The following is a 25,611-nucleotide window of genomic DNA, read 5'->3' as shown; positions in this document are numbered from 1 at the left end:
TATTCTTATTCTCCGCTATATTGTAGCAATGATGAGACGGTAAGCCCCATATCAACTAAACGCTGTTCACCACCAAGATCTGGTAAAGAAATCACAAAACCTGCCGTATTAGTTTTAGCTCCTAAACGACGAATTAATTTTGTTGTTGCTTCAATGGTACCGCCAGTAGCGAGTAAATCATCAATAATTAAAACATTATCGTCTGCAGTTAATGCATCACAGTGAATCTCTAAGGTATCCTGGCCATATTCAAGCTCATAATGTTCGGCGATTGTTTCACGCGGTAATTTTCCTGGCTTTCTAACCGGAACAAATGCAATACCTAACGCTAACGCTAACGGAGCACCAAACAAGAAACCTCTCGCTTCGGTGCCAACAACTTTGGTAAAACCATGTCCCTGATATTGTTCTGCTAATAATTTGATGGTTAATGCAAAGGCATCGGCGTTGTCTAAAATGCCAGTAACATCGCGAAACATTACGCCTTCACAAGGGTAATTTTCAATAGTATGAATGGCATTTTTTAGAAGAGTAATTTGTTGGTCTGTCATAATAATTAATCAAAATGTAATATGACTAAAGAATAAAGCAATTTAGAGTAATTTTATAGTGATTGCCGTTGGATATTTTGATTGTCTAACAATAAAATTTGATCAATAAGTTTTTCTTGGTTGATAGGCTTAGTTAGAATGGCATTAAAAAGTGACGCTTCAGCTAAACTGCTCACACTTTCAAAATCTTGCGTGGTTATAAAAAGTATAGGTGTTTTGGCTGATTTTTCTTGCTGACGTAAATTTTTACTTAATTGCAAACCATTCATGATCGGCATTAAATGGTCGATGATAAACAAATCAAAGCTGAACTGCTGAGACTTTTCGAAGGCATCTAAACCATTACAAGCAGTTTGAACATTATAACCACTTGTTGTTAACATATCTGTTAAGGCATTAAGTACAGACTGTTTATCATCAACCACTAATATATTCATATAACTTCTTTTATTTAACTGCTATTTAAGAATGGTAAACCAGCCCATAAGCATAGGCAGTAATGGCATAGCGAATAAAACCAAAAAGGCAGTAAGTAAATGACCTATTGTTGAGGTATCTTTAAAGTCTTCATTGTGTGACATCTGCTTGTTCTCCTATTCTTCAAAATGAATGGCGCGCATTTTAGCCTAAAGAAAGGTTTTTTAATAGACTTTTGATCTAGAACAAGTAGGTATTTTAAAAGTAATGCCAATCTAAAAAATTATGTGCCCATTATTACTATTAAAATAACGCAATAGTTGGCCGTTTCCCGCATATAAAGTAGATTATCTGATAAATGAAATTAGTATAATGCAAAAAAGTAAACGATAAGAAATTAAAACAGTTAATTTTAATTATAAAAAAACGGAAATTAATCCGTTTTTTTCGTTAATTTCAGGGCGTTTTTTATTCACCACATTTTTTACTTTTGGCTTTTCCTTCGCCACACTTGCCTTCACCACATTTTCCTTTGGCTTTTGCTTTACCTTCACCGCACTTACCTTCGCCACATTTTCCTTTGGCTTTTGCTTTGCCTTCACCACACTTACCTTCACCACATTTCCCTTTGGCTTTTGCTTTGCCTTCACCACACTTACCTTCGCCACATTTCCCTTTGGCTTTTGCTTTGCCTTCGCCGCACTTACCTTCCCCACATTTACTTTTGGCTTTATCATCCATACTCACCACGGTCATTAACTCTTGATTAGCAAATGGATTAGTTTCAGCTTTCACTGAAACGCTAGTAAATGCAGATAAAGCCAAAAGGCCCGCTAGTGCTGTAATTGAAAGTTGTTTAATAATACTCATGTTATTTCCTTTTATTTATTGTTAGACAGTACATCTATAGTTATATTATTTTTTAATAAGACCATCAAGTGATAAAAAAAATTTCAAAAAAGTAATAAATAATTTTAACTACTCGCTATTGTCTCAAAGGATGACTAAAATCAACCAATTTTTTAAGTATCTCATCCAGAAGTAACCTCAAGATAATGACCAAACAAGTAAAGCAGTTAATTTTAGCTCCGATGGAAGGAGTGATTGATCCATTAATGCGAGACTTGCTCACCAGTATTAACCATTTTGATCTATGTATTACTGAATTTCTTCGTGTTGTTGATAAACTTATTCCTAAGCATATCTTTTATAAAGTTAACCCCGAATTAAAGTTTAAAGGATTAACCTCTTCTGGAACCCCAATTCGTGTTCAGTTATTAGGGCAAAATCCCCCTTGGATGGCAGAAAATGCTGTACGTGCAATAGAATTAGGATCTCATGGTGTGGATATAAATTTTGGCTGCCCAGCTAAAACAGTAAATAAAAGTAAAGGGGGTGCTGCGCTTTTAAAAACCCCTGAAGATATTTATCAAATCACGTCAAGTGTAAAAAAAGCGATCGGCGAGGAAACACTCTCAGTAAAAATACGATTAGGATTTGATGATACAAGTTTATTAAATGAGATCGTAGATGCAATTGTTCAGTCAAACGCTAATTTATTAACCGTACATGCAAGAACAAAAAAAGACGGCTATAAACCACCCGCCTATTGGCACTACATAGGAGAAATTAGTAATAAAGTGTCGATAGATTTAGTCGCTAACGGGGAAATTTGGCAGAAAAAAGATGCAATAGCCTGTATGGAGCAGGCTAAAACTGATCATTTAATGTTAGCGAGAGGTATTTTAGCTCTACCAAATTTAGGCCAAGTTATTAAAGATAATGTTGCACCATTACCTTGGGAGAAAATGTCTTTATTACTATTAACATTTTGCGAATTAGAATTAAATGGTAATAAAAGCTTTTATTTTTCCAGTAGATTAAAACAATGGTTAAGATATTTAAGACTTAATTATCATCAAGCTAACGATTTATTTGAAAAGATCAAACCTCTTAAAGACAAAGATGAGATATTAAGGCTCATCCACCTTTGTCGCTAAGAAAGTAAGTTATAACTCTTAAATTAATCTACTAATTAAGTAAATACCCCGATTTTTCAAGCTTTTCTTTTAAAGGTGATAGTTGCTTTTCAAACTGTCGCCACTTATTCAATGAACTAGTATAAATTGGCTGACGTATTTGTGCTGCACTTGCCGTCGAAGAGGGTGTTTTACTTTCTTCAATAGCGAGAGATTGCGCTTTAAACTCTAAACCACAGTGTTGATAAATCCTTTGTACAGTTTCATCAGGATTAGAGACTAAGTCTTCGTAATGAACATCTAAGATTTGCTCCGGCAAGGTATTTTGCCAATGTTCCATTAGTTGACGATAGGCAATATAGTATTCAGCTAACTCATCAAGATCATATGAGAAGGAATATACCTGGTGGAATAAAGTTTTATAAATAGCATAACAAGTATCCATTGGATCTCGAACCAAATGAATTATTTTAGCATTTGGAAGTGCCTGCTTTATCAAACCACAATAAAGGTAATTAAAAGGAAGTTTATCAATAAAGTAAGTAGACTGCCCAATTAATTGTTGGACACTATTTAGGTACGCTTCTCCTAACTTATTAAAATCTATCTGCAAAGCAGCATTAAAACCAGAAAGAGTTGATGATTGCATTGTTTGTTGTTTATTAACCGCAGCGCTCATTGCTAAATTAAAATCAGAAGTTTCTCCCGCCGACTTCACATTTTTGGAGTTACATAACAAACGTTCTACAAGTGTCGTTCCGGTTCGTGGCATTCCTATAATAAAAATAGGAGCTTCAGATGGGTTACCTTTACTTGCTTTTTTAAGTTTATCAGAGGTTATAAACTTAGCCATATCTTGCATATTAGCTATTTCATTTTTAACATTAACTTGAAGATGACTACGACGTAATTTCGCACCAATTTCGAGTGCGCTAAACGAGTCTTTAAATTCGCCTATATCTTCTAGCTCTTTTGCTAATGCATACTGACAATGCATATTATCACTCCAACTAAGACTAGTTTGTTCTGCAATTTCTTTGAGTTGTGATATGTGATTAGCTGATAATGTACATTTTTTCAGTTGTGAACGTAAATGCAAGGCAGCCCCGTTAGTTGGACTTATCAATAAAAGTTGATTGAGATAATTTTCAGCTTTATCCATTTTACCCAGATAAAATTGATTTTTTGCTAATTCAAATAAATATTGAGGATTATCTTCAGCCATATTTACAGCTTGAATCCAATAATTTTCAGCACCTTGGTGATCATCACATAAAGAGTAAATATTCGCGACACCGGAAATTAAATGAGGATTTTTGGGCTCATAATTAGCAGCTTTATCTGCAAACTCTCGAGCGACTTTCCTACGCTTTAAGCCTAGTAAAATCTCTGATTTTTTAAGGTTTAGAAAAGATTGTGTGGGCTCTATTGCTAGTGCGTTATCTAAATGCACCAATGCGTTATCATAGTCTCCCTCAGCTAACGAAACTTCTGCTGAAAAATAATGAACAGCTCCAACTTTAGGTTGTTGCTTTAATAATATATTTTTGAGTTTCTGTGCTTCAATAAGACGATTTTGTGCTAGCAGCTGCATGCCCTGCTGAATACTGTGGTTTGACATGATATACCCATTTTTAAAAAGGATTTGCAGTTTACTGTTTTTAGTTTAAACATTCAAATATCAAGAAAATGTACAAATGATTGTAATATTAATTAACGGGTCCATTGTTGTTCTGAAAAAATAGCCGAGTTTTTAATATCAGCTTTAATTTAAATATAAAAAAACCAGCTAGAAGCTGGTTTTTTTGATGCATACTATTTAATTAATATTAAATAGCTACATTTTTACGTTGTGCAGTATCTTTAATAAAGCTTACCCAACCCCTTGCCGCTTTACGTGACTTAGGATCTTTCATAGCCTTTTTAATCGCTGCATAAGCAGGCTTATACTTCTCAAGATAAAAATATGACTCAGCAATACTTTGGTAAATTTTACCTGTATCTTTGATGCCAAGCTCGATTGCTTTATCAAAAGCTTTGATAGCAGCAGAAAACTGCTCATCTTGCTTAAGTAACATACCTTGCTTGCGGTAATGCTTGGCGTCGCCAGTCATTTTCGCAAGTTCACCATAATACTTAGCTGCTTTATCAATATGCTGTGATGCATGCCAAGCATTCGCCACAATTGACAGGTTTTTATCGTCTCTTGTAACAACGCCTGAAGCAATATTTTTCTCTAATAACGTTGCAGCTTTATAAGGTGCTTCGTTTTGAGAATACAGACTTGCTAACGTCTTAATTTGTGACTCTTTAGTTAAAAACCCTTGCTTATAAGCTAAATCTAACGTTTGAACACCTTTTTCATAGTCTTCTACGAGTAGATAAAACATACCTAACTGAGTCCACCATTGAGCTTTTTCTGGAAAAATTTGTAAAACAGTTTCCAAAACGCTTACCGCATCTTTATACATTTTACGTTCGTAAAATGACGTAACTTTTAAGATGTAAGGGTTTTGGTTATGTTTATCTCCATAAAGAGCAATGGCTTTATCCGCTGGCTCAATCATTTTATCTAAACGACGTAGCTCATAATAAGCTTGAGCAACTTTAACATAAGTATTGGCGTCTTCTTTACCAGTAAACTCCATCCACTTTTTAAAATTAGCTAACGCAGCTTTATAGTCTTTGGTTTGCATTTGTAAATCAGCTAAAAGCTTAATTGCTTCACCTTGATCACCTTCATTAAGGATATCAGGCTCAATTGCTTCTTTTAAATACTTAATAGAGTTTACTTCATCACCTTTTTGCGCGTACATAACGGCAAGAAAACGAGTAACATAAGCTTTATCAAATACTTTGCTCGCTGAAATATCTTTCAGTATAACCATAGCACCATCGATATCTTCAGCAGTGTAAGCTTCAAACGCTTTAGCTACTTTTTTACCGACACTTGGACTCACCAGTTGAGTTTTACGTTTTTCTTTTTCTGCACCCACTGCCTCTGCAGACATTGGCATTTGAATTGCAATTAAAGAAAGCGATAAAACTAAGGAAGTTACTAATTTATTCATCATTATTTACCCTCCTGACATTTTAAAGTCTAACTGAACTGTAAGCCCTGTTTGTTTTTGTGGTTTGCCATCAACAACATTAGGTTTGTATTTCCACTTACGCAATGCTCTTTTAGCTTCTTTATCAAAAACACGTTTTGGCTGCGCTTCAATAACTTGAACGTCTTCAACACCGCCAATTTCATTGATACTAAATGACAGTTTAACCCAACCTTCTTTTCCGTCTCGAGCTGCCTGTATTGGATACTTAGGCTCGATACGAACGATAGGAGTAGCTTCGCCATCTCGACCAAAACCTGCGCCTGGAGCAGAAAGTCCACTTGAAGCACCCGCTAATTGAACACCGGGTAAATTAAACGAAATACCACCGTTATTATTACTTGCTTCTGGTTCAGGTGCCTGTGCTTTCGGCGGCGCTTTTGGCGGCGGCGGCGGCGGCGGCGGAACGCGCTGACGCGTTTCAACTGACGATTTAGGTGGCGTAGTATTAACTTCTACGATTATATTTTCTAATTGCTTTTCTTGACTTCTGTCTCCACTAGCGACAAGGAAAGCCATAAAAGCAAATAATCCAAAAGTTACTGCTACGCCTAGTAGTACTGATACTAAAAAGCGAACCATAGACTACCCCTTTGCTGCAGCAATTGAGATTCTTAGATTACTACCCGCTGCTTTGATTGCATCCATTACTTCAACAACATCGCCATGTTTAGCGGCTTTGTCAGCTTGAATGATTACAACATCAGTTGGTTGTTCAGCCAATAATTTCTCAATAGTTGATCCTACAAGCTCAATGTCTACACGACGTTTATCTAACCAAATATCACCAGTGTCTTTAACAGCAACAAAAATGTTGGCGTTTTTTTGCTTGGTTTGGTTAGCCGCTTTAGGTTTATTTACTTCAATACCTGCTTCTTTAACAAAAGAGGTCGTTACAATAAAGAATATCAACATGATAAACACGATATCTAACATCGGTGTCATATCAATCATTGCTTCTTCTTCTTCACGAATACGTTTACGTGCCATTCGAATTTCTCTCTAGTGATGAGGTAAACTGTCTACCAGTTTAGCCTTTGCCATTTTAACTTTAGCGTCTAGTCTTGAACTAAAAAACACTCCGGACAATGCAGCAACCATGCCTGCCATTGTAGGTATTGTCGCCATTGATATGCCTGCGGCCATCAATCTTGGGTTACCTGTACCTTGTTCAGCCATGGTTTCAAATACACCAATCATGCCGGTTACAGTACCTAATAGACCTATTAATGGACACATTGCCACTAAAGTTCTAATCGTGAGCATATTTTTATCAAGCATTTCATTTGCTTCGGAAATCCAAGTTTCTCTAATCCGATGTGCATACCATGAAGTGGTATCTTCACGAGAATCCCAACGAGTCACAATCTTTTCTCGTATAGATGGATATTCTTTATTAAGGAAGTAATAACGCTCAACCATTAACATCCACATCAAAAAGAGAGCTACGGCAACGAAGTATAAAACATCACCGCCGGTCGCTAGAAAACTCCTGACAGATTCCCAAAGCTCTATCAGGGCTAACATTATTGAGACTCCTTCTCTGCAAGTTCAGCGATAAGGCCAACACTTTGCTCATCTAACTTATGAAGTACAGCTTTTGCTTTTGAAGAAACAACACTGTGTACTAAAATTAATGGAAGTGCAGCAATCAAACCTAATGCAGTGGTTACTAGTGCAAGTGAGATGTTACCTGCCATAATTTTCGGGTCACCTGTACCAAACAACGTAATCGTTTGGAAGGTCATGATCATACCAACAACCGTACCTAATAAACCAAGAAGTGGCGCCATAGCTGCAAACATCTTAATTAAGTTAATACCACGGTCAACGACTGGTGATTCACGTAAAATAGCCTCATCAAGTTTTAACTCAAGTGTTTCAGCATCAACATCTTTGTTTTCTTGGTAAACTTTTAACAAACGACCAAGAGGGTTGTTTGCATTTGGATTTGAAAGGTTTTTCTGTTGTGCATTCATTTTAGACTGCATGCTAGAAAGTACAATCATACGCTCAAGTGCAATTAAGAAACCGATGATTAATAATGCAGTGATTACATAACCAACTTCTTTACCTTGATGGTAGAATTCCATTACTGTTTTCTTACGCGTTTCAAGGGCTAAAATACCGCCACGTGAAGGATCGATATAAACAGGTGCATAACCAGAAGTCGTATTAAAGAACTCTTTGGCAGCACTAGTAATGTGGCTTGCTGGTTGCTTAGCTAGCGGCTGAACTAGGCCTAAACTATCATTGTAGTTTAAGTAACCACTATCAGAAACTAAGTTAAACGTACCAATACGTGTAATGGTTTCAGACGTTGTAGAACCGTCTAGTTGGTTAACATCAGCAGTAAATTGAGAAATTTTACCTGACTCTGTCATTTCTGTTTGAAGAGCAAACCATAATTCTTCTAAGTTTTCTAATGAAGGAATCTTTTTAGAATTAGCGATTTTACTTAAAACAGCACCACGGCCAGGAAATTCAGCACTAACGAGTGAAGTTGTGATTGCACCATATGCATCAGCAGCAGCACCACGGCTTACACCAAACATTTGCCCTAATGTACCTTGCGCAGTATCAAGTTCAACTGACTTTTGCGCTAATGTAATTTCATTAGCTGCATACTCTTTAGTTAAACGATCGTTACGAGCATTTTGGCGAGCTAGTTCTTTTTTAGCTTTAGTTAATAAAGCTTGTTTGTCAGCACGGGCAGCTAAAAACTCTGCTTCACGTTTTTTATCAAGTTTAGCTTCAGACACACGGTCAGCTTTAACTTGCTTTAATAGGTCATCTAATTGGTTAGCATTGGTTGTTGCAACAAAACCTGCCGTTAATGACGTGGCAAGCATTACAAAATTAATAACTTTTTTCATTATTTTGCTCCTGCTGCAAATACTGGTAATTTAGTTAAATCCATTGGAAGTTGTTTACGAGCCATCGCGATAGAATCACGAATAGGTTTAAAGTACTCTTCACCTAACTCATCCCATGCACGTGTATTGTTATTCCATACCCAAGCATGTTTAAAGTCTAAAGACTGTGCTAATAATGCAACGCGACCCATGTGTACGAAGTCAGCAGTAATTACACGGTCGCCTAAATCTAGCTCACCTTGATATGCATCAAAGATGTTGCCGTAACCGGCTTCAATCTCATATGCTTCAAGTACTAAACGAAATTGCTCAGACGTTGTTACGTTTGAATCGTCCATTACAGTACGTAATGCTTCAATACGCTCTTGACGACGTTCTAGATTTACCGGTACGTCTAGCTCAACAAACTTTTCTAAGGTTTCGATCATTTTATACATCAAAGGTACAACACCTTGTTTGATCTTATCGATACCATCAATTTGTTCTTGTAAAGAAGCAATGTTTTCTTTTTGACTATTAACCATGCGTTGAACATGATCGTTATAGCCTTTTAAAACTTCTGCTTCGTCAACAACATTACGATATTCACCTAACAAATCAACTGTTTGCTCATAGATACTATCGATTTTCTTTTGTGACTTAGCAGCATCTTTAAAGATAGAGGCTTCAGCTTTTTGAAGATCAGTTAAAGCATCTGCTGCAGCAATATTGCTACCAGCTAATGCAAGTGCGCCAACGATCGCAGAGGCGATAAGGCTTTTCTTGTTTACTTTCGACATAGTTCCCAACCATATGCTATTTAACTTTGATAACAATTAGTATTGTTACCGCAAATTTACAAATCTGCCATATTTTTAAGTGTATATTTATTTAGAATACAACTAACCAATATTCCCAAACGACAGCCTAACTGTCAAGGTGAGACTTAAAATGACGATTTATTTTTTTAAAACCCAGTAATAAATAAAAAATATCATGGTTAATAGCATTATTTCTACAGAAAAAAGAGGCTCATGGTTCTTTTTGATTATTACTTAAACAATTATAACCAATAGACAGATATAAATTGCTACGGTATGTTTTACTAATTACTTCGTAGTAAGTCAAACTTAATTATATAATACTTCATTATTTTGCATAATTATTTACTGATTGTTCGTTTAACCTCCATTAATTAATCATTTTTTAACAAATCAAAATTAGAGTTAATGCTTTAACTGGCAATGATGGATCACGCTACTTTATGAGCCAACGATTATATTTATCGACTGTTTAAAATGTATAGTTATCCCTTAATACACGATAGATAAAGTCTATTTTGACCTGAATAACAACTAATTTTTTTACCTATAAATAGGTCATAAAGTCTTTTTATCCAAAATTAAACAAATTACATTATACATCTCGCCTTATTGTATTTAGACTAATCGCTCCCCTCCTCTTAACCAGTACAAAAATAAGTGCTCAAAATATAAAAAAGGACGAGAATTAAAATGACAAATTTGTTTAACCAGCATGAACAAGCTGTAGCTCATTTTCAATCAGGAAATTACCAACAAGCGGCTAGCATTTGTCAAAACATTCTTAAGTCTGTGCCTAATCAACCAGAAACACTATATTTATTGGCATTGATATACAAAAATAGTAACAATGCAGTTGAGGCTGAAAAGTGTTTTCTTAGTAGTATTGCAGCAAACGAAAAGCTTCCAATGGTGCGGTTAAACTTTGCGTTATTTTTAAACCAAGCTAATCGCTCAAATGAAGCACTTATTCAGTTTGATACAGCACATCAACTCGCGCCCACTAATTTAGATGTATTATACAATTGGTCTTTATCACTTATTCAATTGGCTCAATATGATAAAGCACTTGAAGTTATCAAAAAGGCCATTAAGATTTCTGACAAAATCGCTCAGTTTTACCATGCCAAAGGTAGTGCCCATAAACATTTAAAACAATATAATTTAGCTATAGCTGCTTTTGAAAAAGCGATAAGCATTGATGAAAATAACTTTTATAGCTGGCATGACTTAGGCATTACCTATCGTATAATTGGCCAACCAGAAAAAGCGATTAACTGCTATGATAGAATTAAAGCGCAAGGAGATCAGTTTCCTGAATTTCATTTAAATAGTGGCTGTGCATATTATGACAACGGTCAGCTGGAACTTGCCGAAACTTCACTAAAAAAAGCAATAAAACTACGGCCTGATTATGTTTTAGCTCATGAAACAATAAACAACCTTTATTGGGAGCAGTCAAAAAACTCCGATTTTTTAACCTCTTACAGCACTTATATTAAATCTAATGCCGCTCCGTCCCCAACTATGCATTTTTCTTATGCTGCACAGTTGATTTTGGCTAAAGATTTTGAACAAGCCAAAGATGTGCTCAATCAAGGGATTAAGATATTTGGACCACAAGCTCAACTTTGCCATGCACTTGCAAGTGTATATATCAGACAAAATATTAATCAAAGCGACGCTGAATCGCTTATCGCTGGTGCAATTAAACAAGAGTCGTCTAATGTACGTTTTAGAATTGATATGGCTAATATTTTCATTAAACAGCAAAACTATAGCGATGCGTTAACGCATTTAGAAATTGCCGGTAATTTTGCACCTAATAACCAAGAAGTTTGGGCTTACAAAGGCATTTGTTGGCGATTATTAAAAGATGAAAGAGAACACTGGCTAAATAATTATCAACAGTTTATTGCTATTAAACCTATTAAAGCTCCTAGTCACTATGACAACAATGAACATTTTTTTGATGAATTAAAAACATTTTTAACTCAGCTTCATAAAACTAATAAACGACCACTTGATCAAAGTGTGGTTGGTGGAAGTCAAACATCTGGTGATCTCTCACTTAATTCTGCGCCTATCATTCAAGAGTTAAGAGCGGCAATTAATATCAATGCTAAAGCCTATATAGAGAGTCTCCCTTTTGATCCCTCTCATCCTTTGTTATCAAAAACTAATAACAGTTTTGTAGCTCAAGGCTTATGGTCTGTTTTATTAAACAACAAAGGTTTTCACACTAACCATATCCATCCCGAGGGATGGATTTCTGGCCCGACATATATTGATGTACCTGAACATTTTAATGCTGAGGATCCCACTAAAGCGGGTTGGATAAAATTCGGTGAAACATCACTGGATTTAGGCAATAGAGAGCATATCGGGTTTGAATATTGTCCTAAGCAAGCTGACTGTGTTTTTTTCCCCAGTTATATGTGGCATGGTACATATCCTACCAATACTAATGACACACGGATTACAGTATCTGGCGATATTCAACCTAACCTATAACGTGTATTTTACTTTTTAAGGAACAAGGGAAAACTCATCCATCAGTGGTTGAAGGAAATTCTTATAGTTTTCCCATCGGCCTGAAGAAGACTTATAAAGTGGTTGTCTTACTTGCCAAACACTTGCTGTTTTTACTTTATTTTTAACTTCATGAAAAGCTAAACAGTTATCATTCCAAGACAAGTTTGAAAATTCGAGTAACTTTCTAATTTCCATTTCTGGTTGCTTAATTAACTTGTCGTAGTTAATGGTATGAATTGACTCAGGGTATTTTAATTTCCAATGCTGCATTATCGAGTCTTGCAATTTGTATTGATGAGAAATATTTTTCAGATCCGTAGCATAATTCATTCGGTTGCCTAGACGTAAAAAATATATGGATAAGCAGTTATCTAAAGGATTACGCTCTGTTTGAATAAATTTTGCATTGGGAAACAGTGCTTTAATTAATCCAATATAAAGATAGTTCTCAGGCCTTTTATCAATAACTAAGTTACTTCCTGGAAAACATTTAGATAACAATTCAAGGTAAGCGGATGCCACTTTTTTATATTCTTCTATCGACTTTTCAAGCAACGACTGCGGAAAAGGCGAAAACTCTTTGCTAACCAACCTGATAAAAAATTCAATTTCTCCTCCTGCTTCTACTTGAGGATGAGATGCTAAGATTTGCTCAACTAAAGTCGATCCAGATCTAAACATACCACAGATAAATACAGGTGAGGCTTCAGAAATAACCGGAAGCTGTTTAAAAAACGCTTGTTCAAAGGTTGTTATTATCTCGTTTATATAGCACTCTTGGCGTTTCATAGAATATTCTGACAATGTTTTTTTATCTTCGCTATTTGCCAGCTGATAATTTTTAAACGCATTACTATAATCTTTACAGTCATCGTAAGCTTTACCCAAAGCATAATAGATATTAATTTTAGTCGATATATCTATTTGCTGGTGCTTAATGACCCATTCAAGCTTTTGGATCACATCATCTGATGTTTGACTAAATTTTTTGATATGCGCAATCCTTGCAAGCGCATCATAACTTTGAGGGCTTATAGCGATGACTTTTTCAAACAATTCAAGCGCTTTTTCTTTATTACCTTCATCCTCATATAAATTGGCTAAATTATATAAAGCTGGAATGTAATTCGAGTTAATGGCTAATGCCGCTAATAACGCTTCTTTGGCTTTGTCCTCTAATCGTAAGTAGTCAGAATAAATAACCCCTATGTTTAAATAGACTTCTTCAGCGCCAGAAATTCCTAATGAAAGAGCATACTTGTATTGTTCTATCGCTTGTTCGTATTTCTCACAAAACCTTAAATAATAAGCATGATTAAAATACATTTCTGCGTCTTTTCCATTGCTTTTAATTGCCCCTTCGTAACAAAGAGCTGCATTATGCCAATCTTTGCTTCTAGCGTATAAATTAGCGAGTTGATTAACAAATTGTGTGTTTTTAGGGTTTGTAATCACGAGTTGTTTTAACGCATTTATTTCTTTTAACATTAGTCAAATTAGCCTATCGAATACATACAACGTCATCAAATCAATTTATCACAATTTAATGTTTCAATCTTTTTTTCACAAAAAAAAACGATGAGCTTTCGCTCATCGTTTTATTATTACCCGTTAAGTATTTTAGAACTTAACAGTTACACTTGCATGTAAGTAACGACCTAATGTGTCGTAGAAACCTACAACAGCATTACCGTTAGTAGATAATGAACCGCCTACCATTGGTGGCTCTTTATCTAACACGTTGTTCATACCAACTAAAACGCCAACATGATCATTTACATCAAACGCAGCTTTTAAATCGATATAGCTTTGTGCACTAATGCCATCGCCTACTAATAAGTCAGTACCTTCGCTGTAAGATACTTCACCGTAGTATCTCCAAACAGCGGTAACTGCCCAGAAAGTATCCATATCGTAAGATAGCTTAGCAGTGTGACGCCATTCTGGTTGTGCATAACAACCGTTATCAATAGTGCCAGTACAGTCGTAAGTAGCATCAGGGAAACCAGGAACTTCTTCATACTCTTTAGTAAGCATGTAAGTACCCACAACACTTGTTGTCCAAGTTCCGCCTAAACCTTCAAGTACGTAGTTAGCCGTTAAATCTACACCTGTCCAGTGACGGCTTGCAAGGTTAATGTTAGTTGCTTGAACGTTACCAGCAGTACCAATCCATAAGCTACCAGCACTTGAACGAGTAACATTGTCACAATAAGCAGCATCACCTGTTAAACCACATTGCTCAACTGTTAATTCTGGGCTTGCTGTACCAATTACGTCGTCTAACTGGATGTCCCAGTAATCTACTGAGAAGTTAAAGTTTTCAAATGGGTTAGCAACAACACCTAAAGTAATAGTGTCAGCAATTTCTGGTTGTAGATCTGGGTTACCACCGAATACACCGTTATATTGGCTAGCAGGACTAGCTGAAATATTACCGTATTGTGCAGCAGTTACGCCTGAATTAGCACATTGTGCGGCAGTTTGTTCTGGGTTAGCGCCTGAACATGGATCAGTACCACCCCACAAACCTGTACTTTGAGGAGAGAATAACTCGCCTACGTTTGGAGCACGGGCCGCTCGGTTATAACTTGCGCGGAACATCCAATCTTCAATAGGAGACCAGTCTAAACCTAGTTTGTATGTTGGCTCAGCACCTGAAGTACTGTAATCAGAATAACGACCACCTAATTCAAGTGTTAAGCTTTCTGCAAGAAATGCATCTTCAACTAGTGGAATACTTGCTTCTGCAAAAATCTCAGCAACATCGTACTCACCTACGATACTAACTGTTTCACCACCTTGGCCTAATAACAAGCCTTTGGCGAATACTTCATCAGATAAACGAGAGAATTTCTCTTCACGGTATTCAGCACCAAATACAACAGCGATAGGTGTATCTGCTGTAGGAATGATTAAGTCTTCTAGTTCACCAGTTACAAAACCGTTAACGATTAACTCTGTTGTGTCACCCGTTAAGATCGCAGTACCTGTTAATGCACCAGCTTGCTCTGCAGTAATGCCTTGATAAGTGAATACATCATAAGGGATACAGTCAGCGTCAGCAGCACAAAGCTCATCATCAACCGCTGTTGCGATACGAGGAGCAAAGAAATCATTTAAGTAAGCCGCTGATGAAGACGTTTTACCATATTGGAAAGAAGCATCGTATGCCCAGTTGTCGTTAATATCGCCACGAACACCTGTAACAACGCGGAATGAGTTATGTTCTAAGTTACTTGAACGAGGTCCACCTTCCGTATTACGCTTACCAATGTATGTCGCAAACTTGTCATCAGGACCGTAACCGTAGTTATCAGACACAAACTGTTGCTGTAATGGATTTAACTGAGAAACAGGTAAAATGTAAGCTTCGTTAAAGAATGTACCTGACTCAGCAATTTGAGCAACAGTTTTATCATTCATGTAGCTTGCTTCTAAATAAATAGCAGCATTGTCGTTAAGTTCGTAGTCGATAAAAGTACCAAAAGTAATACGTTCATCAGGGCGCATAAAGTGGTTTACTGGAGCATAGTTGTATAAATTACCCACTGAATCTTCGAAGTTACTATCAGGAGACAGAGTTACAAAGTTGCTAAAGTTATTCCAGTCAATTGCACCTGTTACTGGATCAACACCACCTAGGTAGAAGTTAGGAACTACAGCATTACCAGAACCACCACAACTTTGACCACTTGCGCTTAGTGCACAAGAAGAGTAATCGCGGTCACCTTGACGTAATTCATTAACTTTACGGTAAGTTGCATAAGCTACAGCATGACCTTTATCACCAGCAAAATCACCACCAAGCGCTAAGTCAAAGTTATACGTTTTACCATCAATACCACTACTGCCTGTAGGGTATTCAAAATCTTTCTCATCCATTAGATTTTGGATGTAAGAGTTATCATTATCATGTTGGTAACCAGAAGCACCAACTGTAAATTCTAAACCTTCAAAATCGGTATCCATTACAAAGTTAACAACACCGGCTACAGCATCTGCACCGTAAGTTGAAGAACCACCACCTGTTAATACTTCTACACGCTTAACAAGTGCAGCTGGAATTTGGTTAATATCAGGGGCTTGAGAATATACGCCACCTGGTTGCATACGACGGCCGTTAATTAGTACTAAAGTACGGCTTGTACCCATACCACGTAAATCAACACTCGCAGTACCTGTTGCGCCGTTAGAATCGTAAGCAGTATTTGATGCTTCGATTTGTGGCAAACTGTTTAGTAAGTCTTCTACACGTGTAAAGCCTGAAAGTTTAATTTCTTCAGCGCTTGTAACATGTACTGGGCTAGAAGTTTCCATATCAGTACGTTTGATACGTGAACCTGTAACTTGAATTTTTTCTATCTCTTCAACATCGCCAACTTCTGCTGCGAAAGTTGGAGCCGCCATTGTTGCTACAGTACCTGCACCAAACATCATGGCCATACGGATAGCTTTAGCTACTTTACTATTGTTATACATGTTTACTCCCTGGATCACATTTGTGATTTGGTTTGTTTTATAAATACAAAATTATTCATTTTGTAATTTACTTATAAACTCAAGACTATTTTGCCTTGTAGCTTTCGTAATAAACGGTCTAAGACCTGATCTGTCGAGTATGATAGTAAACTCAATTGAGCAAAACCGTCAATACCATTTATAACTTTTTGGCAAAGTTTTTAACATTTAGAAATATATAGACACAATTAGACGAATTAAAAACAACTAACAAATAAACATTAACATATTGATATAAAAGAAATAAAATAATAACAATCACTTTTAAAAAAATATATTTACACATTCTAGTTTTCTGTAGAATGTAACTCACACACAAAACAAGGAATAATTAAATAATTATATTTTTCAATAAGATGAAATTTTCAAAAAAAAATTGACATGCAACTAGAAACGTATACATCAAAAACAAATAATCTATTTATATCAATAACATAAAAACAAACCTATCGTTAACGTAAAGATAAAGTGACAAAAAACAGCATTAACTTGTAAACAATTTGTAATCTAAAAATATTTAATGACAGAACAATCTTTTGTTGAACTACTAGTGTGTTACAATCCGCCATCAATTTTTCTGGGGAAGCTATGGAACCTGTTTTAGATATTTCTATGTGGCTAATATTATGCGGCATAGGCCTTATTGCGGGCTTTATTGATGCGATAGCAGGTGGTGGTGGTATGCTTACCGTTCCTACCCTCCTCACTTCTGGTTTACCGCCGCACATAGCTTTAGGCACTAATAAGTTAGCGGCTACTTTTGGCTCTTTTACTGCGTCTTTTACATTTTATAAAAAGAGGCTATTTAACCCTGTATTTTGGAAGTACTCTATTATATCAACCGCAATAGGTGCTGTTTTAGGTACAATTATCGTCAGCCACCTTAGTACTGAGTTTTTAGATAAGGTGTTACCTATCATTATTGTTCTTACTGGTATTTATGCATTATTTGCTAAAAATTTAAATAATGAACAATTAAACTTGCCTGAGAAAAGCAAAAAACTGACTCAAAAACAGTTGTCTCAAGGGTTAATCTTAGGTTTTTATGATGGTGTTGCTGGGCCTGGTACAGGTGCTTTTTGGACGGCATCTTCATCAGCTTTATATAAGATCAATATTCTATTAAGCTCAGGGCTAGCTCGCTCGACAAATTTTGTCAGTAACTTTTGTTCATTATTAACCTTTATTTACTTAGGGTATGTCAACGTACTACTTGGCCTTTCTATGGGAATTTTTATTATGATAGGCTCTTGGATTGGTGCACGCTCAGCAATTAAATATGGTAATAAATTTATTAGACCTGTCTTTATCTGTGTTGTGCTTGTTATGTCTATCAACCTTACTTACCATGCATGGAGTTAAGCAATGCTTAATGAACTAAGCATTGCTCGTCTACGCAATATACTTAAAGAATTAAATGATAAAGCGGTTATTGCTGATCAAAATAATGCGTTGCATAAAGCGCATAAAATGATAGAGAACAATCCTATCTTTTCTCGCCAACTATTTTCAACAGACAGTGAACAGTTTCAAGACTACATCAATGAAATAAATAGAAATGTTTCGAGCTTATCTCGTTTAATACATGCAAAACAAAAAGAGTTATCTTCTGCTTCATTAGAAAAAGTTGAACATCAAATACAAGCAATAGTAACCGCTTTAAGTGCGAATCAAACCATGCTTGAAGATGCTCAAATTCATCTGGATATGAAAATAAGTTCAATCAAAGCCCGTCAATTAAAACAATCTGTTCAAAATGTCATTCAGTCATCTCAAGCGCTATATCAAAAACTCTCTGAGCATCATGAGTTTGAAAGGCGGTTAATAGAGATGCTCAATGAACAAGAGCGGCTTTTAGCAAACTGTCAGCAAAACCAAAGACAAAAATTCTCTCAACAAGTATTAGTTATCCATCAACGTTTAGGACGCTGTCGAAAAGCTATTTCGATTATTGAGCGTGATATTGAATTTTCTGAGAAGCGTTAAGTTTTATATCCTAGATATAAATAACTGGTTAGGTAAAGACCCCCTTCCAATAAAAATCATTAGAAATTATCAGTTAAAATATAATCTTAAAGAAAAATTAGCTTTTCTAACAGACTCGGGTTAGGCTTTAATGAAACGTAATTCAGTTAAGAGTAATTAATGAAAATTTCAGATGATATCCATAATTATTATGAAAAATTAGTCATTCAACACTTTGAAAACGCTAAATTCGAAGATAAATACGAACAAGACTTTATTTCTGACTTGATTTGTATTGTTTTAAACCAATTACCTACTCGTTATATTCGTCACGAAGTAGACATGGCTTTTTATTTACCTGCATCTGAGCGATTTGAAATGGAAAGCAAAGTTAAAGTTGCGGTTAGCAAAGGGCTAGAGTTTATGAAGAGTCACCCTACGGATTAAGCTACTCTAAACCGGCTTCGATAAACAAGTGAACTAACAACTCTTTAACTTGTTTATCCGCCTCATCAAACTTGATTCCGACATTAACTTTGCCATCATCAAAGCGACTATTACAGACTTTACCAGGTATTATCACTGAATTATTACTCGATGACTGTATTTTAATATTGACGTCGCGTTTTTTAACTTTAATTTTTGCATTATCACTTTTAAAGATAAACCCGCAACCTTGAGTAGAAATATCAGAAATAATGCCTTTAACCTGCCCTGACGTGTCTTCATCATTATCATTTTCACTGAGCATAATAATTGCTGGTAAATGAGTAATATGACGCTGATGCATTCTTAATTCTCGATTTTCTATTTTATCTGGGTATGTCAATATCAGAAATTTTTCAGGATACTTGGTAATATTTCTGATCGTTGCTCTAAAAGCAAAGCATTGCCCTTGCTGTCCCTCTATTAAATAACGAGCAATAACAACATTACCCTCAACTAATACATCTCGGTAGTTACCGACTCTTCTTGCATCAGGGTATTTTAAAATTATATATTGACCTAAATCGTAGCCGACTAACTGTGTCTTTAATCTTACTTTCACCGGATGGTTAATTTGTAGATCTAAAGAACTTCCTGGAACTAATTCAAAAAATGTTGATGGCTTTTGATTATCCATAATACTCTTATTATTGTTAACTATTTAATAAACGGGCTATTATGACTATAAACAAAGCCTGAGAAATAAACAATATAGCGTTGAATAATTTAACTTTATTCTCAATTTTTAACTATTTATGTACTAAACATAAATAGTAAGTAATTTAAACTGCCTTCCATAATGCAGTTACAATTTCTTGGTTATTATAAATAACTCGTCCTTTAAAGCTGGCACCTTTGTGTATCAAACCTACACCTGAAGGTGTTCCTGTCATAATAATGTCGCCATCTTCAAGCCTTGTATAAGTCTTTAATTCAGCTAATATTTCTTCAGGTTTATACATCATCAGGCTCACACCACCTGATTGAACAACTTTATCGTTTATAATTAACTCTAGCGATAATGTGTCGTTAATTCCAGCTTGATTTAATGGGAAAAAATCGCTAAAAACTGCAGAGCCATCAAATGCTTTTGCTCGCTCCCAAGGTAGTCCTTTTGCTTTTAACTTACTTTGTAAGTTTCGTTTTGTTATATCTAAACCAATTCCCACCGCTGATAATTGATTATTTTCAACAACAAAGCAGAGTTCAGCTTCATAATGTAACTGTTCATCATGGTGAGAGTGTAGCTCACATCCAATTGCCGAGTTAGGCTTATTAAACACCACCATTTCATTTGGTATTTCATTACCAAGCTCGGTAATGTGCGCTACATAATTACGGCCAATACAAATTATTTTAGAAGGTGTAATGACTCTGTTATTAAGGCTAATTGTTTTCATAAATATTTAGAATATGCTTATATAAAGTTATAACTAAAGACTATTCTTAATAGTCGTGATTTATACCTCTTTAAGTTTATCATTAATTTTTTAGCTTACCTTTAAATAGTTATCGTTTTTTGTGTTGATTATCTAACTGATAAAAAGTGGCTTGAACATAATCGGCAGAGTCGCCTGAGTTATTTTGATTATAAACACCTGCTTTAAAATACATATATTGATCGCTTTTACTATAACCGCTCGCACTCATATCAACTTCTTGCACAACATCTGACTTACCTGCTCGAATTATTGTAACGATTAATGCATCGCCATTAACTGCAATACGGTAACTAAATACTTCATTTAAGGCGACTCCAACTGCACTATTTTCAGCTTTATCACCTCGAGAGCCAATTAAATCATACCACTGCTCATCACCAGACACCGGCTCGTGAGCCATATAAATAACACCTAACTTATTATTCGGTAACTTTCGATAATATAGACGGACAGGCTCATCATTAGTGGCATGAATTTGGCCAATAATAACTCTACCGATTTGCTTTTTACTCCCTGTAGTCGTGACATGATTAACCGCAAGTGTAGCTTCTAGCACGCCATTCACTCCTCCTGCTTTCTTTTTTATTTTTCTTTTAGCTGTACTAAATACCCAGTTATTTTCTGTAATGCCTGTCGTTTTTACTCGTGTATTACCTTTTCTAAGCATTTCCCGTAATTCGGTACGAGTGTATTTGGTGTTTTTTGATGTTTTAGGTCCGCTAATAGGCGCATAAAAAACCATTCCTCCATCACCCCCCGTATAGAATAAAGGTTTAATTGATAAACCTTTAGATAAATACGTCTCTGGAACATTGTCAGCTACACCATCTTTATTAGTGTCTACTGGCAGGCTAATACTCCAATCTGATAAATCGAAATTTTGAGCAGGACTGTTCGTAGGATCGAGTTTTATAATTTCTCCCCGAGTGTTTTTTATCACTTGCGCTTGAGCTTGAAAAACTCCTACGGTAATTATTAATGCAATGTTTATTAAAATTTTCAGGGGAAATACCATGTTATTACCTTCTTTTATAAAGAGGAGTGAAATTGCTTTGTCCATCACAATATTAAGTATTAAAAACTAGCAGATTTGTGATGTATATAAAAATTCAGTCAAAAAAATAGCGCTACCTTTAGCGCTATTTTACTTAAATCAATTGACTCAATCTTATTTAAATTAACTGGTTGTTTTATGGCGATACAGCAACAACAACTTCAGCAGAGCTTGAGTTATATGGAGATGCTGCATTATCAGTATCAAGAGAGTCACCTACAGCGTATCCTTCAAAATCATCAGTAAACACTTCGGTTGTCCCTGCTATATCGGAATACAAGTTAAAATCGTCAACTAAGAAGGCTGTAGAGGCAACACCACCGTTATCACCTAGCTTAAAGATAACGGTAGATACGCCATCAGAGGTTAAGTCCCCTCCTTCAGTTGTTGCAGAAAGGAAAGGTCCGTAGGTCACATCATCAATAGTTAATGTTAGGGTAGCTACTTGTGTAGTACTCGTTGCATCCCAAGTAATTTCAACATCATGCCAGTCACCTGTTGTAAAAGTGACTGCACTTAAAATAGCATCTGCATTATTCCGTACAACAAAACCACCATTTTGAATTCTTAAATCAATAACAGCATTACTAGTACTTGTTGAACTACCATATAAGCCAATATAAGCATCTTTTGAATCACCTTCAGCTTTGTTAAACGAAGCAGTTAATTTGCCCGTTTCTAGTAATGAATCTTTAAATCTTAACTCTCCAGCATCATCAGTCATAGTATCTGTAATAGATGCATACTGACCACGAGTAACTGCTGGAACTTCTGGTTCAACAGGCTCTTCTACACCTTCCCTAATAACTTCAGCAACAACAGCTTCTGCAGTGCTTGAATTATAAGGTGAGTCTGCATTATCAGTATCAAGTGAGTCTGCAACAGAAAAACCTTCAAAATCATCCTCAAACGCAATACTTGTTCCGGCAATATCAGCGTATAGTTTAATATTATCAACAAGATAAGCGCCTGTAACAACTGAACTGGTATCGCTTAACTTAAAGACGAGCGTTTGTACGCCGTCCATTACTGACTCAAGCTCTGAAGACACTGACTCAAATGCATCGACTGTAACTGATGCCCCATTGATTGAAATTGTTACTAAAGGAGCAACACTAGCACTTGCGCTTGAAGCATCCCATGTCATTTCAACGTCAATCCAATCTCCAGGTGTAAATGTAGTATCAACGTCAATACCACTTTGATCACGTATAGTAAAACTGCCATTACCTATTCTTAAATCAACCAAAGCTTTACTCGTTGAGGTAGAGCTACCATAAAGCGCAATATAAGCCTCTTTTGCATTACCTTCAGGGGTGAGTACTTCTTCTTTTGCAAAGGATACGGTAAGTTTGCCTGCTTCAATAGCAGAGCTGTGTTTATATCGTAATTCACCTGCATCATCAGTCATATTATCGGTAATAGACGCAACAAGAGAAGTGATAACATCTGCAGGTTTTTCAATAACCGCAACTGTTGGATACGAGAGAGTCTCCTCTGGGTAATCATCATTATCGACATACTTAACAGCAACCGTTATTGTTTTACCTAATTCATCAGCGGTTAACATATATTTAGCGCTTGAGGCATCAGCGATAACAACTCCGTCAGCCATCCAGGTATATTCAACAGGCGAATCTCCGACCCCATTTTCATCAATAATTTCTGCGGTTAATTCAAAACCAACAAAAACGTCACCCGTAATAACCACACTACCTGCGCTTGGTACTGATGGAATTTCTACCGTGTCAGTTTCTGGAGATATTACGGTTTCATTATAGCCATCATTATCAATATAACTTACGCTTAAGGAGATTACTGAGCCTTCATCAGCGCCCGTAACGAGATAAGTCCCCGATGAAGCTCCTTCGACAACGGTGTCATCGACCATCCAGGTATAAGTAACATTGCTAGGATCAACGCCGTTTCCATCAGTGATAACAGATGAAACGGTTTCACCAACGATAGCATCCCCCTCAATACTAACAGCGCCTAAAAAATTTCCACTTGATTGCACTACACTGTCATCACAAGCACTTAATACCAATACGCTTGATATTGCTAAAGCCAATTTTGTTTTCATTCTAGTTATTCCTTACAATATTTATAATAATTTTTTGACTAATGTTGAGAAAAACATGCTAGATGATGCTTAACTTACCAATAACTACCTTCCCCCATAGTTACAACAGCTTACCAATTTGTCAACCAATCATAATAAAAAAAATGTAAAAAAACACAATTGGTAATACAGCTATTCTAGTGTTTTTAAGATAAGAGTAGGTATTACTCAGCTAAATAACCTAAATGACTATTTTCAATGGTATAGAAGGTAGCTTGTACATAGTCTTTGGCATTGCCTGTATTGTTTTGATTATAAACACCTGCTTTGAAATACATGTATTGCCCTCCGAGATCGTAACCACTGTGTAGCATATCTACCGTTGCAGAAATATCATCCTGCCCTTCTCTGGTAATAGTTAAAGTTAATAAAGTCCCTGTTACCTTTATGATATAGCCGAACCTCTCATTGAGTGCTATACCATTTATTGGGTTTTCAGCGCTTTTAGAACGCGTACCTATTAACTCAACATATATATCTTCTCCCCCCTCAATCTCATGCGCTAAGTATATGGAACCCTTGCTATTATTAGGTAATTTCCGATAGTAAACGCGAATAGGTTCATCATCATTTGCATGTATTTGACCAATAATCACACGACCCACTTGAGACTTATCTCCTGTCTTAGTGACATGATTCACAGCTAACTCGGCCACTAACTCACCATCAATCCCTCCAGCATTATCTAAATCTGTACTTGGTGCCGTTGAGAAAACCCAATTATTCTTATTTACCCCTTGAGTTGAAATACTTGTATCACCACGACGTAACATTTCGCGTAATTCTGTACGAGTATATTTTGTATTTGATGAGGTTTTAGCCCCTTCTATAGGCGCTCTAAATGTTATGCCGCCATCAGCACTCAAAAAGAAAAACTGGGCATTAAAGTATTGGTTTTTAAGTGTGTTTTCGTAAATACTTTTTGATTTCGTATTATAATTTTCATCAACAGGTATACTTAAATACCAGTCATTTAATTCGATTGTTGATTCAATGGTAGACTGACAACCAAATGCCTCAACCTCTATAATATGATGGCCGTCATCCATATTGCTCCCTGTTGAAATAATCTTAAAATAACGAGCAGTACTGTTAGCTAGCTCTTTAAATTCACTACGTGTGGTAAGATGATTACTTATTTGAGATGTTAATACTGGTGTCCAATTTATCTTATCTTTAGATACTTCAATATCAAAACCATAGGTGCGTTGATCTTGATTAAGCCAAGTAATTGAAACACCTTTGAGTAACGAGCTGGCATCCAATGTTAAAATTAAAGCGCTTTCACTAATATTCGCAGAAGTAGACCATCGAGAATCAACAGTAAAAGTCTTGTCAATGGCTTTATCAGCCCCATAGCTAGCTAATTCATTCTCAGATGATGCCTCAATTAAATTCAGCTTTGATAAACTAGAACAACTTACCTCTTGTAACTCATCCTCTACAGGTGCTGGCTCTTCAATAACAGGGATTTTCTCTGATGAGTCATTACTTGTAGATTCCGAAGCACTGCCACAACCAAACAATAAAATAATAACAAACGCATTAATAACACTTTTTAATGGCAACAAAGTAAGGTTCCAAATATAAATAAAAAAACAAACCAACATTACCAAAAACAATAAAAATGTAAAACAATAAAAATAAAAACAACACCAATTGGAATTACCAAAATAAAATTTATTGTTTTATAAAGAACTTAATATTATAAAAAATGAAGACTGTTGATTACATTTAACCGTATGGAGCGAGT

The 25,611-nt window shown here is 35.9% G+C and carries 23 protein-coding genes; 5 read left to right on the top strand and 18 right to left on the bottom strand.

The features are described 5' to 3' along the window. Positions 1-5: 5 nt before the first annotated feature. The 4 genes from apt to AC27G3_RS14785 all read right to left on the bottom strand — a co-directional run bounded on the left by apt (position 6) and on the right by AC27G3_RS14785 (position 1,838). Positions 6-557 carry an adenine phosphoribosyltransferase gene (gene apt, locus AC27G3_RS14800; RefSeq protein ID WP_487122885.1) on the bottom strand — a complete coding sequence of 184 codons (552 nt, stop codon included), beginning with the start codon at positions 555-557 and terminating at the stop codon, positions 6-8. Positions 558-604: 47 nt separating this feature from the next. Continuing rightward, a complete protein-coding gene (locus AC27G3_RS14795) occupies positions 605-988 on the bottom strand; it encodes a response regulator (RefSeq protein ID WP_487122834.1) in 384 nt (127 codons plus the stop codon). A 21-nt stretch (positions 989-1,009) separates the two neighbouring features. Next, positions 1,010-1,132 (bottom strand): hypothetical protein, encoded by a 123-nt coding sequence (locus tag AC27G3_RS14790; RefSeq protein ID WP_487122832.1) that lies wholly within the window; start codon positions 1,130-1,132, stop codon positions 1,010-1,012. Between the two features lie 304 nt (positions 1,133-1,436). After that, positions 1,437-1,838, bottom strand: coding sequence for an HvfA family oxazolone/thioamide-modified RiPP metallophore (locus tag AC27G3_RS14785; protein WP_487122831.1), 402 nt, complete (start codon positions 1,836-1,838; stop codon positions 1,437-1,439). A gap of 185 nt (positions 1,839-2,023) precedes the next feature. Between AC27G3_RS14785 and AC27G3_RS14780 the strand changes: the two genes are divergently transcribed. Then, a complete protein-coding gene (locus tag AC27G3_RS14780; protein ID WP_487122829.1) occupies positions 2,024-2,968 on the top strand; it encodes a tRNA-dihydrouridine synthase in 945 nt (314 codons plus the stop codon). Between the two features lie 31 nt (positions 2,969-2,999). Here AC27G3_RS14780 and AC27G3_RS14775 read toward each other — a convergent pair whose 3' ends face one another. The 7 genes from AC27G3_RS14775 to AC27G3_RS14745 all read right to left on the bottom strand — a co-directional run bounded on the left by AC27G3_RS14775 (position 3,000) and on the right by AC27G3_RS14745 (position 9,712). Next, the gene (locus tag AC27G3_RS14775; protein ID WP_487122827.1) at positions 3,000-4,568 is read right to left on the bottom strand and encodes a tetratricopeptide repeat-containing sulfotransferase family protein; all 1,569 of its coding nucleotides are present in this window, start codon (positions 4,566-4,568) and stop codon (positions 3,000-3,002) included. A 208-nt stretch (positions 4,569-4,776) separates the two neighbouring features. Next, on the bottom strand, positions 4,777-6,021 hold the full coding sequence (locus tag AC27G3_RS14770; RefSeq protein WP_487122825.1) for a tetratricopeptide repeat protein: 1,245 nt from the start codon (positions 6,019-6,021) through the stop codon (positions 4,777-4,779). 3 nt (positions 6,022-6,024) lie between these two features. Next, positions 6,025-6,639, bottom strand: coding sequence for a TonB family protein (locus AC27G3_RS14765; protein ID WP_487122823.1), 615 nt, complete (start codon positions 6,637-6,639; stop codon positions 6,025-6,027). Positions 6,640-6,642: 3 nt separating this feature from the next. Beyond that, positions 6,643-7,047 carry an ExbD/TolR family protein gene (locus AC27G3_RS14760; protein ID WP_487122821.1) on the bottom strand — a complete coding sequence of 135 codons (405 nt, stop codon included), beginning with the start codon at positions 7,045-7,047 and terminating at the stop codon, positions 6,643-6,645. 12 nt (positions 7,048-7,059) lie between these two features. Next, on the bottom strand, positions 7,060-7,584 hold the full coding sequence (locus tag AC27G3_RS14755) for a MotA/TolQ/ExbB proton channel family protein (protein ID WP_487122819.1): 525 nt from the start codon (positions 7,582-7,584) through the stop codon (positions 7,060-7,062). Next, the gene (locus AC27G3_RS14750) at positions 7,584-8,933 is read right to left on the bottom strand and encodes a MotA/TolQ/ExbB proton channel family protein (RefSeq protein WP_487122818.1); all 1,350 of its coding nucleotides are present in this window, start codon (positions 8,931-8,933) and stop codon (positions 7,584-7,586) included. The genes AC27G3_RS14755 and AC27G3_RS14750 overlap by 1 nt, the downstream gene beginning before the upstream one ends. Further along, entirely contained in the window at positions 8,933-9,712 is a 780-nt protein-coding gene (locus AC27G3_RS14745) for a DUF3450 domain-containing protein (protein ID WP_487122816.1), read from the bottom strand. Before AC27G3_RS14745 ends, AC27G3_RS14750 begins: the two co-directional genes overlap by 1 nt. Before the next feature lie 714 nt (positions 9,713-10,426). Here AC27G3_RS14745 and AC27G3_RS14740 point away from each other — a divergent pair. Next, positions 10,427-12,247: a 2OG-Fe(II) oxygenase family protein gene (locus tag AC27G3_RS14740; protein ID WP_487122814.1), complete on the top strand. Its 1,821-nt coding sequence runs from the start codon at positions 10,427-10,429 to the stop codon at positions 12,245-12,247. 15 nt (positions 12,248-12,262) lie between these two features. Here AC27G3_RS14740 and AC27G3_RS14735 read toward each other — a convergent pair whose 3' ends face one another. Both AC27G3_RS14735 and AC27G3_RS14730 read right to left on the bottom strand, forming a co-directional pair. Continuing rightward, positions 12,263-13,756, bottom strand: coding sequence for a tetratricopeptide repeat-containing sulfotransferase family protein (locus tag AC27G3_RS14735; protein ID WP_487122812.1), 1,494 nt, complete (start codon positions 13,754-13,756; stop codon positions 12,263-12,265). 132 nt (positions 13,757-13,888) lie between these two features. After that, a complete protein-coding gene (locus AC27G3_RS14730) occupies positions 13,889-16,750 on the bottom strand; it encodes a TonB-dependent receptor plug domain-containing protein (RefSeq protein ID WP_487122810.1) in 2,862 nt (953 codons plus the stop codon). 627 nt (positions 16,751-17,377) lie between these two features. Here AC27G3_RS14730 and AC27G3_RS14725 point away from each other — a divergent pair. From AC27G3_RS14725 to AC27G3_RS14715, 3 genes are all read left to right on the top strand, one after another. Next, positions 17,378-18,151, top strand: a complete 774-nt coding sequence (locus AC27G3_RS14725) for a TSUP family transporter (protein ID WP_487122808.1) — start codon at positions 17,378-17,380, stop codon at positions 18,149-18,151. A gap of 3 nt (positions 18,152-18,154) precedes the next feature. Beyond that, a complete protein-coding gene (locus AC27G3_RS14720; protein ID WP_487122806.1) occupies positions 18,155-18,775 on the top strand; it encodes a primosomal replication protein in 621 nt (206 codons plus the stop codon). A 159-nt stretch (positions 18,776-18,934) separates the two neighbouring features. Next, the gene (locus tag AC27G3_RS14715; protein ID WP_487122805.1) at positions 18,935-19,201 is read left to right on the top strand and encodes a late competence development ComFB family protein; all 267 of its coding nucleotides are present in this window, start codon (positions 18,935-18,937) and stop codon (positions 19,199-19,201) included. Position 19,202: 1 nt separating this feature from the next. On the opposite strand, the gene AC27G3_RS14710 is transcribed toward AC27G3_RS14715, so the two are convergent. The 5 genes from AC27G3_RS14710 to AC27G3_RS14690 form a co-directional block, all read right to left on the bottom strand. After that, on the bottom strand, positions 19,203-19,877 hold the full coding sequence (locus tag AC27G3_RS14710) for a flagellar brake domain-containing protein (protein ID WP_487122803.1): 675 nt from the start codon (positions 19,875-19,877) through the stop codon (positions 19,203-19,205). Between the two features lie 145 nt (positions 19,878-20,022). Further along, on the bottom strand, positions 20,023-20,640 hold the full coding sequence (locus AC27G3_RS14705) for a fumarylacetoacetate hydrolase family protein (protein WP_487122801.1): 618 nt from the start codon (positions 20,638-20,640) through the stop codon (positions 20,023-20,025). A 109-nt stretch (positions 20,641-20,749) separates the two neighbouring features. Continuing rightward, positions 20,750-21,697, bottom strand: coding sequence for a polysaccharide lyase family 7 protein (locus AC27G3_RS14700; RefSeq protein WP_487122799.1), 948 nt, complete (start codon positions 21,695-21,697; stop codon positions 20,750-20,752). A gap of 175 nt (positions 21,698-21,872) precedes the next feature. Then, positions 21,873-23,819, bottom strand: coding sequence for a hypothetical protein (locus AC27G3_RS14695; protein ID WP_487122797.1), 1,947 nt, complete (start codon positions 23,817-23,819; stop codon positions 21,873-21,875). Between the two features lie 203 nt (positions 23,820-24,022). Then, positions 24,023-25,429, bottom strand: coding sequence for a polysaccharide lyase family 7 protein (locus tag AC27G3_RS14690; protein WP_487122795.1), 1,407 nt, complete (start codon positions 25,427-25,429; stop codon positions 24,023-24,025). Between the last annotated feature and the right edge of the window lie 182 nt (positions 25,430-25,611).

It is taken from the genome of Colwellia sp. SU-HH01217 (assembly GCF_057543495.1).
The sequence above is the reverse complement of the archived record's forward strand: the minus strand, read 5'-3'. Positions and strand labels throughout refer to the sequence as shown.

Bases quoted from the DNA above. Each gene is read 5' to 3' on its own strand.
- AC27G3_RS14795 (WP_487122834.1), bottom strand. From the start codon at position 988: ATGAATATATTAGTGGTTGATGATAAACAGTCTGTACTTAATGCCTTA.
- AC27G3_RS14790 (WP_487122832.1), bottom strand. From the start codon at position 1,132: ATGTCACACAATGAAGACTTTAAAGATACCTCAACAATAGGTCATTTA.
- AC27G3_RS14785 (WP_487122831.1), bottom strand. From the start codon at position 1,838: ATGAGTATTATTAAACAACTTTCAATTACAGCACTAGCGGGCCTTTTG.
- AC27G3_RS14780 (WP_487122829.1), top strand. From the start codon at position 2,024: ATGACCAAACAAGTAAAGCAGTTAATTTTAGCTCCGATGGAAGGAGTG.
- AC27G3_RS14775 (WP_487122827.1), bottom strand. From the start codon at position 4,568: ATGTCAAACCACAGTATTCAGCAGGGCATGCAGCTGCTAGCACAAAAT.
- AC27G3_RS14770 (WP_487122825.1), bottom strand. From the start codon at position 6,021: ATGATGAATAAATTAGTAACTTCCTTAGTTTTATCGCTTTCTTTAATT.
- AC27G3_RS14765 (WP_487122823.1), bottom strand. From the start codon at position 6,639: ATGGTTCGCTTTTTAGTATCAGTACTACTAGGCGTAGCAGTAACTTTT.
- AC27G3_RS14760 (WP_487122821.1), bottom strand. From the start codon at position 7,047: ATGGCACGTAAACGTATTCGTGAAGAAGAAGAAGCAATGATTGATATG.
- AC27G3_RS14755 (WP_487122819.1), bottom strand. From the start codon at position 7,584: ATGTTAGCCCTGATAGAGCTTTGGGAATCTGTCAGGAGTTTTCTAGCG.
- AC27G3_RS14750 (WP_487122818.1), bottom strand. From the start codon at position 8,933: ATGAAAAAAGTTATTAATTTTGTAATGCTTGCCACGTCATTAACGGCA.
- AC27G3_RS14745 (WP_487122816.1), bottom strand. From the start codon at position 9,712: ATGTCGAAAGTAAACAAGAAAAGCCTTATCGCCTCTGCGATCGTTGGC.
- AC27G3_RS14740 (WP_487122814.1), top strand. From the start codon at position 10,427: ATGACAAATTTGTTTAACCAGCATGAACAAGCTGTAGCTCATTTTCAA.
- AC27G3_RS14735 (WP_487122812.1), bottom strand. From the start codon at position 13,756: ATGTTAAAAGAAATAAATGCGTTAAAACAACTCGTGATTACAAACCCT.
- AC27G3_RS14730 (WP_487122810.1), bottom strand. From the start codon at position 16,750: ATGTATAACAATAGTAAAGTAGCTAAAGCTATCCGTATGGCCATGATG.
- AC27G3_RS14725 (WP_487122808.1), top strand. From the start codon at position 17,378: ATGGAACCTGTTTTAGATATTTCTATGTGGCTAATATTATGCGGCATA.
- AC27G3_RS14720 (WP_487122806.1), top strand. From the start codon at position 18,155: ATGCTTAATGAACTAAGCATTGCTCGTCTACGCAATATACTTAAAGAA.
- AC27G3_RS14715 (WP_487122805.1), top strand. From the start codon at position 18,935: ATGAAAATTTCAGATGATATCCATAATTATTATGAAAAATTAGTCATT.
- AC27G3_RS14710 (WP_487122803.1), bottom strand. From the start codon at position 19,877: ATGGATAATCAAAAGCCATCAACATTTTTTGAATTAGTTCCAGGAAGT.
- AC27G3_RS14705 (WP_487122801.1), bottom strand. From the start codon at position 20,640: ATGAAAACAATTAGCCTTAATAACAGAGTCATTACACCTTCTAAAATA.
- AC27G3_RS14700 (WP_487122799.1), bottom strand. From the start codon at position 21,697: ATGGTATTTCCCCTGAAAATTTTAATAAACATTGCATTAATAATTACC.
- AC27G3_RS14695 (WP_487122797.1), bottom strand. From the start codon at position 23,819: ATGAAAACAAAATTGGCTTTAGCAATATCAAGCGTATTGGTATTAAGT.